Source organism: Bacillus sp. FSL K6-0073, from assembly GCF_038006085.1.
Lineage (GTDB): Bacteria > Bacillota > Bacilli > Bacillales > Bacillaceae_G > Bacillus_A > Bacillus_A cereus.
Genome location: NZ_JBBOUN010000003.1, coordinates 424,021 through 439,764 on the forward strand (window position 1 = coordinate 424,021; position 15,744 = coordinate 439,764).

The following is a 15,744-nucleotide window of genomic DNA, read 5'->3' on the forward strand; positions in this document are numbered from 1 at the left end:
AACTATATTAAATAGGAGTTAATAAAAATGAAAAAAGTATTATTCCGAGGGAAAAGTACAACTGATAATCGTTGGTTATACGGCTCTCTCATTTCAAATTATACGGAAAAACAGTTTTTTATTGATGAGCACCATCAATCAGCACCAGTAATCCCTGAAACAGTAAACCAGTGGATTGGACTTAACGAAATCTCTGCTGAAGAAAAGAAAATTTTTGAAGGGGATTTTCTAATTTTAGAAAGAAAATTAATTGATGAAAATGATGGGTTTTGGAACTCAAATGCAGGGCAAATAATGAAAGAGCATAATATTGATGAAGTAATTATTCATATTTTCGTTTCAGATGTTATGGAAGTAAAGTATGAGGGATATTTAAAACGAAATAATCAATTTTTGACTGAATGTGAATACTACAAAGTTGATGAAGAAGATAAAGCTATCTTTAGCTTTCGTGATAATGGAGTGCGATTTTTAAAATATATAATCGGAAAAGGTGCAAGAGTAATAGGGAATGAATATGACAATCCTGAAATATTACCCGTACAACAATAGGAAGTGGGGAACAACATGAAACATTTACTAATTATTGATTTAGAATCTACTTGCTTCAAACAAGGAACAGAACCTCGCAATTTTTTCTCAGAAATTATTGAAATCGGTGCAGTAGTGTTAAATACAGAAACCTTTGAAATTGTGGAAGAGTATCAGACCTTTGTGAAGCCTGTTTTATTTCCTACCTTGAGCGAATATTGTTTGCATTTAACTACGATTAGGCAGGATGAAGTGAACAATGGAAAATCCATTAAAGATGCTATGAATGAAATAGCTTCATTATACAACAAATATGATTGCGTATTTGCTTCTTGGGGATTTTATGACAAGAAACAATTTAAACAGGTTTGTGAGAGATTCGGCGTAGATTATCCATTTGGGCATTTGCATATCAGTCTAAAGCATCAACATGGTACTTGGATAAAACAACGACCTATGGGGATGGAAAGAGCCTTAAAAAGGCATCATCTACCATTAGAGGGCATTCATCATAGAGGAATTGATGATGCTCGTAATATCTCTAAAATTGCAAGTCAGATGATTCACTCTGGTTGGAATCATGAGTTTATGAATTAAACATACGCTCTACAAACATAGCAGGAGCTCCATATAGGGGATTCTGCTATTTACATGATACAAAACTACTAAACAAAAATAAATTGGTTACAGAAGGGCAGGAGGGGTATTAAATGCGATTTAATGCAAATGAATTTATTTATGCAACTGATGAACAGAGTGTTTATCTAATCACAGAAATTTTAACCGAAAATTTTGGTGATGTTTATTATGGGAAAAATATCTTGAATGAAAGTACCAGAGCTTTTGATGTAACGGCATCCCATTATCGAAAAGCGAATATGGAAGACATTTCACAAGTACTGAAAAAGAAATTAAATCCTCAAATGCATGTGGACACTGCTATTAGTGTGGAATTGTTGAAGATTCTAAATGATAGTTTTTTAGGTCCGTTTATTACTGAAGGGTTTGTACGTTTTTCCTTTACAAATGAAGATATCCTTTATGTTGGGGATATGGAATCTAATCAAAAAGCAAAAATACAGCCATCAAAAGAATTATTTATAGAGTTGATTTCAAAATTAGCAGAGGTGGTTAATAAAGAATTTGATTCATCAAAGCCTTTATTAACGATTAAAGAATATCCAGTTTACATAGTAGGTCGATTTGACATGTTTCATAATAAGGAATTTTATGCAACTATCGAATTGCAAAAGTAATCAAATAAAATAGCCACTCCTTTAAAAGGATGGCTATTTTTCATTCTCTAAAACTTTCTGTTATATTACAGGTCTATCCATTACCTTCATTTGAGGACATTTTTCTTGTAACATTTGAAGAAATTTTTCCTCTTCTCGTGGCACACCAATAGAATATGTTTCATACATGCCATACATGACCTCTATTTTCTGCAAGGACCATTTTGGGGAATTGGAAGGTTTTCCTGAATAACGTAAATGACGAATGTCTTCAAAAGGAATTTCTTTATTAAACCACATGTATTTTAAAATGAGACTTTTATCAGTAATCTCATAAGAAGATGTAAAGACAGATAAGAATGTAATGAGACTAAATAGCATTAAACTTACTGAACCAATATTATTGTGGTTACTGAACAGAATATTAAATATTAAAGGCATAAACATCAAAGCTATTGCTACAGGAATTGGACTGTGTTTTATTTTAAACTTCATCTATATCACCTCCTATACATCTTGATTTTATTATATAACATTTTACAGTTTTATATATCTTTGAAAGGTCCTTACATAAAGGAAATCGAAGTATTCAGAAAATACACCCATTAGTTCATTTATAAGTAATATTTAATTAGTATTAATAAATATTAATAGGTATATTGAGACTCAGATTCAACACATTAAATACATTGTAAAAATAAAATATCTTCAATCCCTTGATACAAAAGGGTTTGTCGTTGTTTTTTCTTGCTTGATACCTTCCATAATAAACATCATTTCTTGTAATTATTCACACTACTTTTTTCTTGTTCACTCTATAATTTTCAATTCTATCTGTTTTTTATCTCTGATAATTTTATATTCTTCTTTAAAAATTTGATTTTTTTCCTTGGATGTAAAATAAATCCTATTTTGTACGATGTTCAAAATTTTTTTCGGTATAATTAGTGTGAATACGGAAATGAAATGCTTTTAAGACTAAATATTCCGACTTTAAAAAGCGAGAAAAAGGTGTATTTCTTAAAAAAGGGCATGGGAAAGAAGGGGTATTTAAGCTGTAATTTTTGCCTGATAATACCCATTTGCAATATTGCGTATGAAACCATATGTATTCTCTTTCATTCTATCGAGGAATCCTTTTGAATCGTTTAATGTTTTAATAGATTCATTAATGTTCTTTTCAATAGATACGATTGTTTTATTTAGAGAGTCTAAACCAAACTCATAAACAAGAGATTTGATTTGTTTTTCTGTAATATCTAAAGAGCCACCCCATGATTCGATGTTACGAGCAAATTTGTTGAACTCAAATACACCGAGAATTGCTTCAGTTCTCTTTTGTTGTTTGCTATGTTTTGTTCCGACAAGGTTAAAGGATAAGACGAAACCATCTTTGATTTTATTTTCGATTGATTTATTCGCTTTCTTTTCTTCAAAGAAGGTACGAATACATTGATTGCCTTCGAATAATTCTAATTGGAAGATATGCGAAAGTTTGTCGGCCATCTTGCGAATAGCAGACTTATATCCAATATACGGAGGTAATACATTCTTAATTTCACTGTAGGAAACGACAGCTTCCGAATTCTCTTTTACATTTACTTCTTTTTCAAAGGAATAAAGAGCCCTCATAGCCAGTCTAAGCACGTTCACATCTTTAATTTTGAACAACTCATAAATAACGTCATCGGAAATTGATGTATATCCACCTTTTGAAACATAATCAGTTAATTCTTCACCTAATAAATCAACTTTCACATTTGCTATGTATTCCTTTACATCTGCAAATACATCATCTTTTTTTATGTTTGCAATATCTTTGGGTTGGAGGTCTAAGAACTGTAATAAATAATCCACCAGTTCTACCTTGATATATTCACCAAAAATTCTATCCCAACGAATAATGCCTTTATCTTCTAAAAGTTTATTGTTATTGCGGATAGTACGAACAGAGCAGTGAATTGTATTCGCTAACTCTTCTTCAGAAAGGAAAGAAATGAATCCTTCACTATTTGATTTAGCAACATATGCGATTACTTGTTTAATTAAAGAACTTGTCCATTTGAATTCACCAGGGATAGGTAAAAACTTACTGTCAATCCCGAAAGCATGTTTTTCGTAATAGTACTTATCATCTACTTTTGTATTTCGACTTAAACCACTGAATAGTACTAAGAGCTTATTTGCAATCAAAGTATGTCTTTTAATTGTTAGTGTAGGTTTGCTCATTTCAAATTCCTCCTTTCTCCGACATTAATCTACGGTTTAGTATAGTAAATTTTGGCTAACATTGTAAAACTGCATATTAGTACGGAAGTTAGGAGCATTTTTTGTAGAAACGTGATAACAACAGGCTTCATAGCTTGTTGTTCAACACTGCATATTAGTACGGAGTTTAGGAGCAAAATTACGTATTGGTACGGAAGTTAGGAGCAAAACTGCATATTGGTACGGAGAATTAAGCATATTAGGAGCAAAATTACATATTAGTACGGAGATTAAGAGCAAAAATGTGTGTAGTTTTAGAAAAAACTGACAATTGATGCAGGGGAGAATCACAAATTTTCAAGAGAAACTGCATATTGGTACGGAAGTTAAGAGCAAAATTACATATTGGTACGGAGAATTAGCGGTTTTAAGAACAAAACTGCATATTGGTACGGAAATAGAGAGCAATATCATGGAAAACACGAGTTTTTAGACGCAAAATGTTCACAATTTTTTTTAAAAAAAAGACCAAGAATATAAAGAACTGCATATCAGTACGGAGATTAAGAGCAAAAATACATATTAGTACGGAGAATTAGCGGTTTTAAGAACAAAACTGCATATTAGTACGGAGGTTAAGAGCAAAATTACGTATTGGTACGGGAGTTAGGAGCAAAAATACACATTAGCAGAGCAAAAAATTCAAATAAATAAAAAACACACCCTATAACGGTGTGTTTAATCCCATCGGAATGTCTTTGTAATTTGTTTCTAATAAGTCTTTTGCTTCCTGTTCTTCCACTGGATAGAATTCGATATGGAACGTGTCACGAATCCTTCTATATGCTTTTACAATGATTTGTTTCTCTATAATTTCGTCAAATGCTTTTTCAATTTCTTTTATATTTTCAGGCTTACTTCTCTTCTTGAATCGGATACTTCCTGCAAAATATATTAAATCTCTTGAGATTTTATATGAACCACTTGTTTGATAGCATATCATTCGTTCTTTTTGAAGTACAAAAACCAGATGATGGGCTAAATCAACTTTTAATTCATCAACTTTTTGTTTATATACCAAAACAGTTTGGCGTTGTATATAGTTCTGGTACATACTATCCGCAACTACAATTCTTGCAACCACGTTACCATTTGATATAGGCGTTAGTTTAACATCTGAAAACACACCAACTAAGTTAACCTCGCCATCATCTTTCATGTTTGTAAATCTAAAATTACCCATCTTGAGCAATCGTTCTGAAACTGCGGTGTAGTTCTTTTTCCCGTCAGATGTATATAGCTTCTTCACTAAATCACCAATTGTAACAATGATTGTACGTTGTGTAGTAAAAGTTTCATCCCTATGACTCATCACTTCTAAGAATAACTTGTAGTCGAAAGGGTCTAAATCTTTTACGTTATGATTTAACTCATCAACATAGTCTTTACTGATAAGAATATCGAATTTATTTCCATCTGATAGGCTGTATTCATCAGCATAAAAATCAGATTCATTTGTATTTTTTTCTTTATGGTCATTTACTTTTACCTTACCTCTTACATTACCAAAAATGGGATACTCAATAGCAGAGAAGGGGCTTTCTACGACAATATTGGTAGAATAAGAATTCCGTTCTTCCTCTAATAATGTCATTCCTACAATCATTGTAATATCTGTAAAAATAGCTGTTTCCACTTGTTTCTTTGTTTTTTGATGAAGATAAGGGTAGCTGGAAAGTGATTTCTCATCAGATTCACTCCATACCAGTAAAAGTTGTTTGCGTTCTTCAATGACAGATTCGGGATTTGGATGATTATTGAATTGTTTTAAGAAAAGCTCTTTACCATTCTTCTCATAATAATCGTTTAGTAGCTCGAACTCACCCAGAAGTTCCTTTTTATTTTTTCGATTTACTTTCTTGTCATAATCCTTGATAGCATTTTGTGTCCATCTTCTCTTTGTTCGATTTACGGAATCTTTCTTTACCTTAATTAATGTTTCTTTTGCATCTTTATTTTCAAAATGTTCTTTATATATGTAAGAAATGATATCCTCAATATCACCAAGATTTTTGTCTTCCATTTTTTCTAATAATGTTGTTTTAGAAATCTTATCTATTACTTTTTTGATTAGGACGTCTGTTTCAAACAAATGAAATAGCTCCTTTCTATTACATTCTTATAAAAAATTGTACCGTATTTTTTTATGGATGTGAAGGAAGATATGTTATATCTCTTCTGCAATCTAAGTATTATACAATAGTTTATATAAATTAGGTATTTAAAAAAATTCAATAATTGAGGAGAGAATGATGATGAATAATGAACAAACAATGGTAAATGAGTTTTTGAAAGGATGGGAACAACATATTAGGGATATCGTAAAAACAGATGAACATACTTCTTTTGTTGTTTGTGCGTTAATGCAGAAAGAAGAAATAAAAAGATTTATAAATAAAGGTTCAGCAGGTTCATTAGTAGCATTGGCAGAATTAATTGAATCAATTAAGAAAGAGTATATGATTGTGAAAAAAAATCAACACTTTTTAGGTTTAATTGAAAAAGTTGAGTCCGAAGAATCTGTAGAAATGATTCAGACAAATAGACGTAGATGGCTTGAAATTCAAAACCATGAAGAAACATATGTAGCAGAATTGGTTAAGAAATTTAGCTAATTTTACGCATCTTAAAACTTCTATTCTTATAGAAGTTTTTTTATTTGCTCAATTAAGACTTAATATTTCGTCAATAACAGGAATTCTCATTGTATATTAATATTTCATCTAAATTAATATATGTTAATAGGTATATTGAACATCAAATTTACGATATTACATACATTGTAAAAATAAAATCTATGAAATCTACTGATATAAAAGGAATTGTAGACATTTTTCCTTGCTTAATACTTTCCTTAATCAACACGATTTTTTGTAATTATTCACAAGTCTTTTTTCTTATTTACTTTATATTTTTCAATTAGGCTTGGTTTTTAGCATCAATCATCTTACAAGTTTCCTTAGTGATTTGTTTTTCTTCCTCTGATGTAAAAAATATCCTATTTCGTATGTAATTTTTATCTGGCAATTCTTTTGAAGTATTAATTATTTTATTTGAATAACATAATTCAGATTCGTAAACAGGTGATGTAATATTTGTGTTAGCATATAATATATAGCTATATAAATAACAGGTATTTTAAAAAATTGATTCTAAGGGGAAAAGAAAAATGAACACTATTGAGGCTAAAAAATTAGAAAAGAAACATCTTGAAAATGAATTAATGGAGCTTGATAAAGAAGCACAAATCTTAGACCAAAAGAAGAGGAATATTGCTTCGAAAATTGAGGATTGCAAAAGAGACATTGAACGTGAAATCTACCATGGTATGACGCAATATGAATATTTCAATAGTATTCATGGAGCAGAGTTTAAAGAAGGGAAATTCCGAATTCGAATTGGTGGAGCATGGGGAAATGGTCTGTATGTCAATGTAAATGTAGGAGATATGGAATTGTCAGTACAAAGTAAGTACGATGATGACAAACGTTGCTCATTAAATGTATCAAAAGATTATAGTATTAATGGAAGAGGATATGAGAGAGAGCATGAAGGAAGTAACATACCAGAGAAATATAAGAAAGTTTATGAGGAAATGCTTGTTATAAAAGCTAAGTACGGAAGGCTAATGGAAGATGCAGGAATTGACCCAATCCATAAAAGTATCTTGGATAGATTTCTGAACACTAACCGCATTCCATATCCAGATACTGATGTGGACAAGGTTATAGAGAAGAAGTATTTGTGTAAGGACTTAAAATAAAACTTTCAAAAACGGATGGATATTTTCATCTGTTTTTTTATTACATATATAAACAGAGCATATAATAAGAAGTTGTAAAGAAAACAGGTAGTACAAAACTTAATTAAAAAGGAGTGTCATGTTATGACAAACACATTTACAAAGGTTGAATTAAAAGCATATCCATTATTACCTCAAGTAGAATCAGGTATGGAAGTTGTAGCATTAAAGGATTCGGATTATGAAGGCTTATTTGGTACAATAGATGCTGTACTTTATGGTAAGGATAAAGAAACAGAAAATGATACTGTATTGGATATTGTTGTCACGTTTAAAGAAGAAGAGGGCCGTAAGATTGATGAAACACATCCTCATTTGAATGGGACCAGTATTTGTGAAGTAATTATGGGAGAAGATGAATTAGGATTTTTCTTTACTGTGTCTAATAACTTAGCACAACAGTTAGATGGAAAATACGTTTGTCCTGCGTGTGGTAAAGGCATGACTTCTATCACTGAGCATCAAGGAGAAACTATTCAATGGGACTTTGAAGATGGAGACTATCAGAAGAGTATCACTAATAAATATTCTGATGGTAAAAAATGTGGGGAATGCGGTTGTGAAATTAATGATGAGAATAAAGTATTTTCATATTGAGAAAACACATATACAGGGATGTTTGTTACATTCCTGTTTTTTTTAAATATATAAAAGGGGAATCGACCATGAAAATCAAAAAATATAATAGAGATGATAAATGGGTATTTATGACGATGGAAAATGAGGATATGTTAGCGTGTAAATGACTACCGTTTCTAAGTGATAATACAATGATTGAAATAGAACTATACAAAGAACAAGAATGTGTAGCAGAATACAGGGCGTTTTTAACGAAAAGAATGGATGTCCGTGAAGGGGAATTTATCTATGAATTGCAGATTTCTCTAACGGATGCAGATAAACAGATGGATATAGGAAGTAGTAAGACAATTTCATTAACACCAAAACAATATATGCGAACAGAAAAAGAAATGACATTAAGAAAACTGGCAAAAGTCTTTTATGAGATTATAAATGAATAATTTTTACAAAGTAGACAATTTTAATTTGTCTGCTTTTATTTTTTATTGAAAGAATAGTAAGTGCATATAATAAATGGACAACTATAAAACAGGTAGTTTCAAACACTTAGTTAAAAAAAGGAGATTGATTGAATGAGGAATTTGTATGTAGTTCAGTGTATAGCAGGTAAGGATGTTTTAGGAAGTGTGAGAAAGCACGTAATACTAAAATATGCAGGAAACCCTGAATGGACTATTACAAAAGCAGTAATGCGAATGTGGGAGGTGATTGAGTGCAAGGTAATTTCTACTCAAAATAAAACAAATAGTGTGCAAGCATAATAGCGGAAAAGGAGAATAGATAATGTTGAAATATAAAATAGCAAAAATATTACCAACAAACGTTCTTTTATCAATACCATATACAGGATTACATGCTCTCAATAACTTCTTAAATGGGGATATGGGATATGTAGCAATGTGTGGTGTGATTTCCGTGGTGCAACTATTTTGTTTTAAGAAGCTTAAAAAACTTGTAGATAAAATGAAGCCAAAACATATGAAGCAGGAAGAAAGAGTAAATCATATGGCGATGTAAACAGTAAAAAAAAGAGTATCCTTTCAGGACGCTCTTTTTTTACATAAATACTCTCTATTTTATAAATTTGAAGTAGTTCACAAAAAATATGATTTCCAAAGTAATAATTGAAAATATAGTAATCATAGTCCATCCGTTAAGTGGAAGTTTTTTGTTTAATAAATTCTTCATTTCACTCACCTCAAAAGAATATTTTTATTCAGTAATAATTTTAAAGCGAACTCCGATAGGAAAACACTCAACTCCATTATCATTCACGATGTAAAACCCAGTACCAGTTACCTTCATAACAGGATATACTTTGTCCTTTGTAACATGGTCAAACAACTTTTCATCATGCAATGCCATCAATTTATCACCAACAACTAACGTTTTTCTTTCTTTTACTTCCATATAATCACCTATTCTATGTATTTTTTGCTCAAAACAAATTTCATATTTGTTATAAATTCTCTTCAATTTCATTTTTCATTGAATCCATGTCCTTAATAAAATCCTCGTATTCACCTAAAGTCGCAAATGAAATAATAATGCCATTGCCTAAATGTAGCAATATGGCTTTATCATCCTCATCAATAGAAAAATATAAATTGTAACCCATTCTTATTACCTCTCTTCGTAATAAAGTTTAAAACTGTATTATTAATAACAATTTCATTAAAAATTACTTAACTACGGTAAAGCATTCTTCACGATATAATGCTTTCTGGTACAATCCTGTTTCTATGAGTAACCATCCTTTTTTATATAAAGTCGCTGTATATTTCTCATTTAAAACCAGGTTATCATAATTGTTATGCCATTTTGTATATATAACTTCCATGTCTCATTCCTCTTTCCTTAATAAAATCAAAATCATATACTAAACTATTCGAATAATACATTTACCTAAATAAATTATTTGTTTTCTTCACTAATTCTATGGATACTTACTGTTGAAGTATTATCACTTACAACTTTAAACTTTTCACCATAGTTTTCGAGGATAACTCCTTTTTTATAATCTTTTAATTCAACGATGAAATTTTCATTTGATGTTCCATCTTCGTTAATAATATATGCTATTTTCATTGTTCCTCGTGTAGTACCAACTACTTCACTCTCATCTGCGAATAGGTATAAAGAGTCTCCAAAATCAGTAGCAACCCAATCAGCAAATTTATCATGCCAGTATACACGTCTTATTTGCCCATCATTTCGTTCAATTAAATCTTCTTCATATATATCATTACCAAGTTTATCTTTAAGCCCTGTGAATTCATCTCTTCCTATAAGCTCATAACCAAATTCAGAGTTGAAACAAGGTGATAATTCAGATATGTTCCGCGTTTCCAATTGACTTAACGTATATATTTTCCTTTCAATATTATCTGTAGCAAAATGTTTGAATGTATAACGAAATTTTTTCTCTCTCAAAATAATTCCTCATTTCATTTTCTTATATCGTAAATATTGTATTTACTTATTTTTGGGGAATTCATGTTTCTCCATTTCCTTATAAGTCAAACGTTTGTAAGGTTCTATTTCAATGCGACCACTGATTGTCTTATATTCTGAATGATTAACTTTTTTATAGGTAATGTAACCATCGTCTGTCCTATATGTATCTGCGTATATGATTTGTTTTTGATTGTTAATATCAATATACTCAATTTTATATACTTGTTTTGGACTGTTATAACTATCTATACCTAAACCTATAGCAAGTAAAACAATTAAAACACAAGCTATTGCACCTAAAATCATGTCATGTTTTTCTAACAATTTATTTTCACCTCTATAAGCTATTTAATAAAGTTCTTCCCACTCTGCTTTGCAATCATTATTCGTACAGCATAGCTTTAATTTCGTAAAGGTTTCAGGTTCACCATACTTACTGGTAGTAACATGAGAAATACGCATTACTACATTGTCCTTTCCACATCTTGTGCAGGTACATGAGAATTTTCCATTTGTGATATTTTTCATAGTAAAGACTCCTTTCTTAAATTATTTATTGTTTTTTCTACAAATGACAGTAAATCATTTACTTGTATCTAAATCCAAAATTACTCTGTTAATTGAACCTCTGTACATATCACCTCATCAAATCGAACCCACACAAAATATCCTTCTCCTTTGTCGAGTTTCAAAGATGAGTTAGAGAAGTCAATTGTTAATACTTTTAATTCTTCTTCTTCGTATATTACTTTCATTAGTAATCCTCCTTTTCATTTACCTAAATATTACACACGCATCATTGTAACAGTAACTCGTTTTTTCGATTTCCCTTTTCTGTAAACTTGATAAGAGTTAAGAAAATCATTAAATTCATTTACTTTTCGATAACCATTTACTTGTAGTTCATGAACTTTCTTCTTGAACCGTTTCCAGTCTTCATCTTTCCATTCAGCAAAAATGAAATCACCTTCTGTAACGTTTATATGAATCTTTGACATCATAAGTCACTCCTTATTTAAAGAATTTAAAGCTATTACATACATGCTTTTGTTATGAAACTTGAATTGGCTCAATGACAACTGTTATATAAGCCATGTCCCAATCACCCTTACAAGAAAACCAATAATTAATTACCCCTTCTTTTAGAGCAGGAGGGTGATTCAGAATCTCATCCTTTTTTGCTCTGATATGAACGGGATGTGAACCATACATTAATTCATCATCGGATTTTGCAACATCTAATTTTTCTTGCAATTCTTTCATGCGTTTATCGAACTCTTCTTCAGCGTTATTCCATAATTGAAAGAATTGTGGTTTTGTCTCGCAACCATACATATCCACTTCAGCAACTTTATAAATCTCCATCTATAATTCCTCACTTTTTAGATATATTGTTTTTCTGTATACATCACTTATGAAACAGGTTTTACTGTGACGGTTGCAGGGTCGCAATGGACGACTATATATGAACCATCTAAATGAGCATTTGTAATGACTTCACCTTTTTTAAACTGTTGACAATCAATATTAAAGTTAAAAAAGGGAGTATCATCCATATGTAGAACGAACATCACCATAATGAATCAACTCCTCATAAATTCTTATTTCTTGCAAATTAGATGGTGGCGATATATTTCCATTCACCATTTTCTAATTTAAACGTATCCATATCGTCATCCACTCGATAGAAAACAGAAGGTTTGTTTTCTGAGGAAATAGCAAAATACATAAATTGCTTATCTTCTTTTACATATTCGATAGTTTCATGACTCCATAAGGATATTGTTTCTTTTAGACATTTCTTGCAGAATAAAATTTCTTTCAATTTCTTTTCCAATTCTTGAACCATACGATTTTCCGTCCTTTCTAAAACGCTTTAAATAAAATCCAATGTTAAAAAGAAAAGTTGCGAAATATGAATTAGGCAACTTTTACTTTTCTATCTGTGATTTTCCAATTTCCTCGGTTATCGTGAGAAACAAGAGCGTTATGTTGAAGGACTAACATGTCTCGTTGAATCGTGCGTTGGCAAACTCCAAATTCATCTTGCAATTTTTTTGTAGTTACACTGCCTTCCTTGCGAATGAATAGATAAATAGATTTGCAACGATTTAACATATGTTTTGTTTGTTTTTTCATTAAAAACATCTCCTTAAAATAAATTCAGTTTGAATACCTTTTATATATACCTTTATATAATATTTATTTTAACTATAAATGATAACAAATAATTATTTTGACTATTGTCAAAGAAAAGTATACATCATTCGTTTTGAAATGAAAAGTGTTTTTACAAATATTTTCTATGAATCTTATCTATAATATAGGGATTATAAAAAACAGGTATTTTGAAAAATGACTTTTAAAGGGGATAGGATAGTGCGTAATAGGAGTTTAACAATTATTTTTATATTAATGAGTTATGTAATTATTAGTGATAGAATCTCAAATGTTGCAAGGATGATAGATAGTGAATTTCTACAATTTGTGATTTGTAGTATCGGATATGTTTCTTGGGTAGGTATTGGTATTTTTTTATATAGTCGTGTGAAAACAATGATGAGTAAGGAGTGTTAAGGATGATGAATAAAGAGGCTGAGAATAAATTAGTATATCGAGTATATGAAGGTTTTGTTATTGGAGGAAACATCCCATTTTTATTTTGTGTTTCAAATGTACGTGAGCATTCATTAAAACAAGAAATTGAGTCTGGTGCGAGAAAGATGTCTTGTAATTGGAATGTAATTCACGAAACAGGAAATCGAAATGAAGCAAGAATAATGGCAAATGATACGGAATTTTAATGTCGAAGAAATGACTAAATTCTATATAAACTACATAGAATATATGGATATTTTATAAAACAGGTGTTTGACAAAATTTAATTTAAAAGGGAGCGTTATTTATTATGTTCGGTATGTTAAAAAAGGTTAGTAAGGTAAAACAAATTTTAGGAGCGTTATTAGTATTAGGATTATTATCTTGGGTAGGTATTGAAGGTGCTTTAATTGGTGGATTATTTATTTTAGGTATGTACAAAGCAATTAAAAAGTTTGGTATTACAAGTCGATTAAAAAGAATCGTTACAAAAAAGAATGTATTTAGACTTGCATTAGGTGTGTTAGCTTATTATGTAATTGATACTTTTGGTTTTGATAATGTTATGTCAGTTACAATTGGTTCAGTTGGTTATTATGCATATAAAAAATATGAAGTAAAAGTGAAACTTTTAAAACTTAAACAATTAGTATTAAACTAAACGGATTATAAGTCGGAGGAATAAAAATGGTAAAAGCAATTATTTTTGGATGTATTATGATAATAGCTGGGTTTTTGATGACTTTTTCTAAAGAGGAAATAAAGAAACATCCTATACAAGTGGCTCGCTCAATCGGATGTATTCTATTAGTATATGTTGGAATTGTACTTGTAGCTTTTCTATTCAAAGCTATTTAAGTTCGGAATAATAAATAATATTATATTAGGAGAGAAATAAAATGAAAACAACAGGTTTAGATATGAAAAAGGTTGCTTATGTATTAGCATTAGGTTTGTTTGGATTATGTCTGGTAAAAATGTTCGGGTTGGTAAGTATTATGTTAGCTACAGTTGGTGCAGTTTGCTCTTATTTATTTGATAAAACTAATTTAAAGAAAAAAGCATCTTTAATCAGCGGAGGTTTTGTTTTTACAAAAACAAATGATTCATATGTTGCATTTAAAAACTTTAAAGATGGAAGACTGTCTGTATTTGATTTAGATTCAACATTAAACGTATCTATTCATTTAACACAAAATCAAATTACTGCAATTCAAAATCATACGGCCGATGATTTTACTGAAGTTGAAGTAGTAGACATTGAATTAGATGAAGATATGAAAGATTTAAACGGAATGGGTTACAAGTTATTAAAAGGCGATGCACAATCATTTGATGTAATGTTTAAAGTATTTAAAAATGGTGTTTATGTTTTCTGTTTTGATGGGGACAAAAAATATTTAAACGGCATTTTCATGGAGAACGTTATTTACAATGAAGCAATGCACAGCAATACAACTACTACTGCTCTTGTAGTTGCTTAAATTTGAAGAGGTGATTTATTGCCTCTTTTTTTTTATACCTGGTTGAGATATAACTATAGTTAACAAATGAAATTAGTAAGGTGGAAAAACAAATGTTAACAAGTGAAATGATACTAAACAAGTTAGAAGAAAATATTTCAACATTAAAAGAATTTGAGGTAGAGTCAATTGGAATATTTGGTTCTCATGCAAGAAATGAAGCACGAGAAGATAGTGATATAGATATGGTTGTACGATTTAAAGAAGGTAAAAAGAATTTTAAGCGTTTTATGGGATTAGAACAATTTGTAGAGGAACTATTTTTAAAAGAGGTAGATTTGGTATCGGAAGAGAACGTGAAGCCAGAGATTCTGCCCTATATGAGAAAGGATGTTAAATATGTTAAAGGATTACAGGATAATATTTGAAGGTATTTTAACAGAAGCAAAGGATGCAGAGGAATTTGTAGAAGGTATGTCATTTGAGGAGTTTAAAAATGATAAGAAGACAATGAAAGCAGTTATCAGAAGTTTAGAGATTATTGGTGAAGCAATGAATCGTATTCCAAAAGAATATCAACAAAAACATAAAGATATTTCTTGGTGGGCGTGGGTTAAGTTTAGAAATGTACTTATTCATGTGTATCATGCGATTGATTTAGATTTAGTGTGGGACGTTTTAAAAAACGAAGTGCCTCCATTAAAGAGGCAAATGGATAGATTGTTAAAAAACCCAAAAACATCGAATCCAAAAACCTATAAAAAATCAAATCAAAAAACATGTCATAAAGTAAAAGCGTAAGGAGAAT

Annotated in this window: 30 protein-coding genes; 16 read left to right on the top strand and 14 right to left on the bottom strand. The window is 30.3% G+C overall.

Annotated features, from left to right (window positions below):
* The first annotated feature begins 27 nt into the window (after nucleotides 1-27).
* The 3 genes from MHB52_RS33735 to MHB52_RS33745 all read left to right on the top strand — a co-directional run bounded on the left by MHB52_RS33735 (nucleotide 28) and on the right by MHB52_RS33745 (nucleotide 1,787).
* Nucleotides 28-552, top strand: a complete 525-nt coding sequence (locus MHB52_RS33735; protein WP_061662754.1) for a hypothetical protein — start codon at nucleotides 28-30, stop codon at nucleotides 550-552.
* A 15-nt stretch (nucleotides 553-567) separates the two neighbouring features.
* Complete coding sequence (locus tag MHB52_RS33740; RefSeq protein ID WP_061662753.1) at nucleotides 568-1,128, top strand: 3'-5' exonuclease; 561 nt, start codon at nucleotides 568-570, stop codon at nucleotides 1,126-1,128.
* Between the two features lie 113 nt (nucleotides 1,129-1,241).
* Complete coding sequence (locus tag MHB52_RS33745) at nucleotides 1,242-1,787, top strand: hypothetical protein (RefSeq protein WP_061662752.1); 546 nt, start codon at nucleotides 1,242-1,244, stop codon at nucleotides 1,785-1,787.
* Between the two features lie 60 nt (nucleotides 1,788-1,847).
* On the opposite strand, the gene MHB52_RS33750 is transcribed toward MHB52_RS33745, so the two are convergent.
* The 3 genes from MHB52_RS33750 to MHB52_RS33760 all read right to left on the bottom strand — a co-directional run bounded on the left by MHB52_RS33750 (nucleotide 1,848) and on the right by MHB52_RS33760 (nucleotide 6,126).
* On the bottom strand, nucleotides 1,848-2,261 hold the full coding sequence (locus MHB52_RS33750) for a PH domain-containing protein (RefSeq protein ID WP_061662751.1): 414 nt from the start codon (nucleotides 2,259-2,261) through the stop codon (nucleotides 1,848-1,850).
* Between the two features lie 555 nt (nucleotides 2,262-2,816).
* Nucleotides 2,817-3,995: a hypothetical protein gene (locus MHB52_RS33755; protein WP_061662750.1), complete on the bottom strand. Its 1,179-nt coding sequence runs from the start codon at nucleotides 3,993-3,995 to the stop codon at nucleotides 2,817-2,819.
* A 703-nt stretch (nucleotides 3,996-4,698) separates the two neighbouring features.
* Nucleotides 4,699-6,126 (bottom strand): hypothetical protein, encoded by a 1,428-nt coding sequence (locus tag MHB52_RS33760; RefSeq protein ID WP_061662749.1) that lies wholly within the window; start codon nucleotides 6,124-6,126, stop codon nucleotides 4,699-4,701.
* Nucleotides 6,127-6,289: 163 nt separating this feature from the next.
* Here MHB52_RS33760 and MHB52_RS33765 point away from each other — a divergent pair, with 163 nt between their 5' ends.
* The 6 genes from MHB52_RS33765 (at nucleotide 6,290) to MHB52_RS33790 (ending at nucleotide 9,435) form a co-directional block, all read left to right on the top strand.
* Nucleotides 6,290-6,649, top strand: coding sequence for a hypothetical protein (locus tag MHB52_RS33765; RefSeq protein WP_061662748.1), 360 nt, complete (start codon nucleotides 6,290-6,292; stop codon nucleotides 6,647-6,649).
* 554 nt (nucleotides 6,650-7,203) lie between these two features.
* On the top strand, nucleotides 7,204-7,797 hold the full coding sequence (locus tag MHB52_RS33770) for a hypothetical protein (protein WP_061662747.1): 594 nt from the start codon (nucleotides 7,204-7,206) through the stop codon (nucleotides 7,795-7,797).
* A 123-nt stretch (nucleotides 7,798-7,920) separates the two neighbouring features.
* Complete coding sequence (locus MHB52_RS33775) at nucleotides 7,921-8,433, top strand: hypothetical protein (RefSeq protein WP_061662746.1); 513 nt, start codon at nucleotides 7,921-7,923, stop codon at nucleotides 8,431-8,433.
* Nucleotides 8,434-8,606: 173 nt separating this feature from the next.
* On the top strand, nucleotides 8,607-8,858 hold the full coding sequence (locus MHB52_RS33780; protein ID WP_253703222.1) for a hypothetical protein: 252 nt from the start codon (nucleotides 8,607-8,609) through the stop codon (nucleotides 8,856-8,858).
* A 132-nt stretch (nucleotides 8,859-8,990) separates the two neighbouring features.
* Nucleotides 8,991-9,179, top strand: a complete 189-nt coding sequence (locus MHB52_RS33785; RefSeq protein WP_061662745.1) for a hypothetical protein — start codon at nucleotides 8,991-8,993, stop codon at nucleotides 9,177-9,179.
* A gap of 22 nt (nucleotides 9,180-9,201) precedes the next feature.
* Nucleotides 9,202-9,435 carry a hypothetical protein gene (locus tag MHB52_RS33790; protein WP_061662744.1) on the top strand — a complete coding sequence of 78 codons (234 nt, stop codon included), beginning with the start codon at nucleotides 9,202-9,204 and terminating at the stop codon, nucleotides 9,433-9,435.
* Between the two features lie 195 nt (nucleotides 9,436-9,630).
* Here MHB52_RS33790 and MHB52_RS33795 read toward each other — a convergent pair whose 3' ends face one another.
* From MHB52_RS33795 to MHB52_RS33845, 11 genes are all read right to left on the bottom strand, one after another.
* Entirely contained in the window at nucleotides 9,631-9,828 is a 198-nt protein-coding gene (locus MHB52_RS33795; protein WP_000453185.1) for a hypothetical protein, read from the bottom strand.
* Nucleotides 9,829-9,877: 49 nt separating this feature from the next.
* Nucleotides 9,878-10,036 (bottom strand): hypothetical protein, encoded by a 159-nt coding sequence (locus tag MHB52_RS33800; RefSeq protein ID WP_000541071.1) that lies wholly within the window; start codon nucleotides 10,034-10,036, stop codon nucleotides 9,878-9,880.
* Nucleotides 10,037-10,099: 63 nt separating this feature from the next.
* Complete coding sequence (locus tag MHB52_RS33805; protein ID WP_170951684.1) at nucleotides 10,100-10,258, bottom strand: hypothetical protein; 159 nt, start codon at nucleotides 10,256-10,258, stop codon at nucleotides 10,100-10,102.
* Nucleotides 10,259-10,332: 74 nt separating this feature from the next.
* The gene (locus MHB52_RS33810) at nucleotides 10,333-10,851 is read right to left on the bottom strand and encodes a YopX family protein (RefSeq protein WP_061662743.1); all 519 of its coding nucleotides are present in this window, start codon (nucleotides 10,849-10,851) and stop codon (nucleotides 10,333-10,335) included.
* Between the two features lie 42 nt (nucleotides 10,852-10,893).
* Nucleotides 10,894-11,199, bottom strand: a complete 306-nt coding sequence (locus MHB52_RS33815; protein ID WP_253703220.1) for a hypothetical protein — start codon at nucleotides 11,197-11,199, stop codon at nucleotides 10,894-10,896.
* Nucleotides 11,200-11,483: 284 nt separating this feature from the next.
* Complete coding sequence (locus MHB52_RS33820; protein WP_000864872.1) at nucleotides 11,484-11,630, bottom strand: hypothetical protein; 147 nt, start codon at nucleotides 11,628-11,630, stop codon at nucleotides 11,484-11,486.
* Between the two features lie 30 nt (nucleotides 11,631-11,660).
* Nucleotides 11,661-11,876: a hypothetical protein gene (locus MHB52_RS33825; protein WP_061662741.1), complete on the bottom strand. Its 216-nt coding sequence runs from the start codon at nucleotides 11,874-11,876 to the stop codon at nucleotides 11,661-11,663.
* A gap of 49 nt (nucleotides 11,877-11,925) precedes the next feature.
* Entirely contained in the window at nucleotides 11,926-12,240 is a 315-nt protein-coding gene (locus MHB52_RS33830; RefSeq protein ID WP_061662740.1) for a hypothetical protein, read from the bottom strand.
* 47 nt (nucleotides 12,241-12,287) lie between these two features.
* Nucleotides 12,288-12,452: a hypothetical protein gene (locus tag MHB52_RS33835; protein WP_172796989.1), complete on the bottom strand. Its 165-nt coding sequence runs from the start codon at nucleotides 12,450-12,452 to the stop codon at nucleotides 12,288-12,290.
* Between the two features lie 38 nt (nucleotides 12,453-12,490).
* On the bottom strand, nucleotides 12,491-12,724 hold the full coding sequence (locus tag MHB52_RS33840; RefSeq protein WP_061662739.1) for a hypothetical protein: 234 nt from the start codon (nucleotides 12,722-12,724) through the stop codon (nucleotides 12,491-12,493).
* A 71-nt stretch (nucleotides 12,725-12,795) separates the two neighbouring features.
* Nucleotides 12,796-13,014 (bottom strand): DeoR family transcriptional regulator, encoded by a 219-nt coding sequence (locus tag MHB52_RS33845; protein WP_061662738.1) that lies wholly within the window; start codon nucleotides 13,012-13,014, stop codon nucleotides 12,796-12,798.
* Between the two features lie 240 nt (nucleotides 13,015-13,254).
* Here MHB52_RS33845 and MHB52_RS33850 point away from each other — a divergent pair, with 240 nt between their 5' ends.
* From MHB52_RS33850 to MHB52_RS33880, 7 genes are all read left to right on the top strand, one after another.
* Nucleotides 13,255-13,452, top strand: coding sequence for a hypothetical protein (locus MHB52_RS33850; protein WP_061662737.1), 198 nt, complete (start codon nucleotides 13,255-13,257; stop codon nucleotides 13,450-13,452).
* Nucleotides 13,453-13,454: 2 nt separating this feature from the next.
* Nucleotides 13,455-13,679, top strand: coding sequence for a hypothetical protein (locus tag MHB52_RS33855; protein ID WP_061662736.1), 225 nt, complete (start codon nucleotides 13,455-13,457; stop codon nucleotides 13,677-13,679).
* Nucleotides 13,680-13,783: 104 nt separating this feature from the next.
* Nucleotides 13,784-14,134, top strand: coding sequence for a hypothetical protein (locus tag MHB52_RS33860; protein ID WP_061662735.1), 351 nt, complete (start codon nucleotides 13,784-13,786; stop codon nucleotides 14,132-14,134).
* Between the two features lie 26 nt (nucleotides 14,135-14,160).
* Complete coding sequence (locus MHB52_RS33865) at nucleotides 14,161-14,331, top strand: hypothetical protein (RefSeq protein WP_172796988.1); 171 nt, start codon at nucleotides 14,161-14,163, stop codon at nucleotides 14,329-14,331.
* A gap of 41 nt (nucleotides 14,332-14,372) precedes the next feature.
* Nucleotides 14,373-14,957, top strand: coding sequence for a hypothetical protein (locus MHB52_RS33870; RefSeq protein WP_061662734.1), 585 nt, complete (start codon nucleotides 14,373-14,375; stop codon nucleotides 14,955-14,957).
* A 92-nt stretch (nucleotides 14,958-15,049) separates the two neighbouring features.
* Nucleotides 15,050-15,364 carry a nucleotidyltransferase family protein gene (locus tag MHB52_RS33875; protein ID WP_061662733.1) on the top strand — a complete coding sequence of 105 codons (315 nt, stop codon included), beginning with the start codon at nucleotides 15,050-15,052 and terminating at the stop codon, nucleotides 15,362-15,364.
* Nucleotides 15,336-15,737 (top strand): HepT-like ribonuclease domain-containing protein, encoded by a 402-nt coding sequence (locus MHB52_RS33880; RefSeq protein ID WP_061662732.1) that lies wholly within the window; start codon nucleotides 15,336-15,338, stop codon nucleotides 15,735-15,737. Before MHB52_RS33875 ends, MHB52_RS33880 begins: the two co-directional genes overlap by 29 nt.
* The last annotated feature ends 7 nt before the right edge of the window (nucleotides 15,738-15,744 follow it).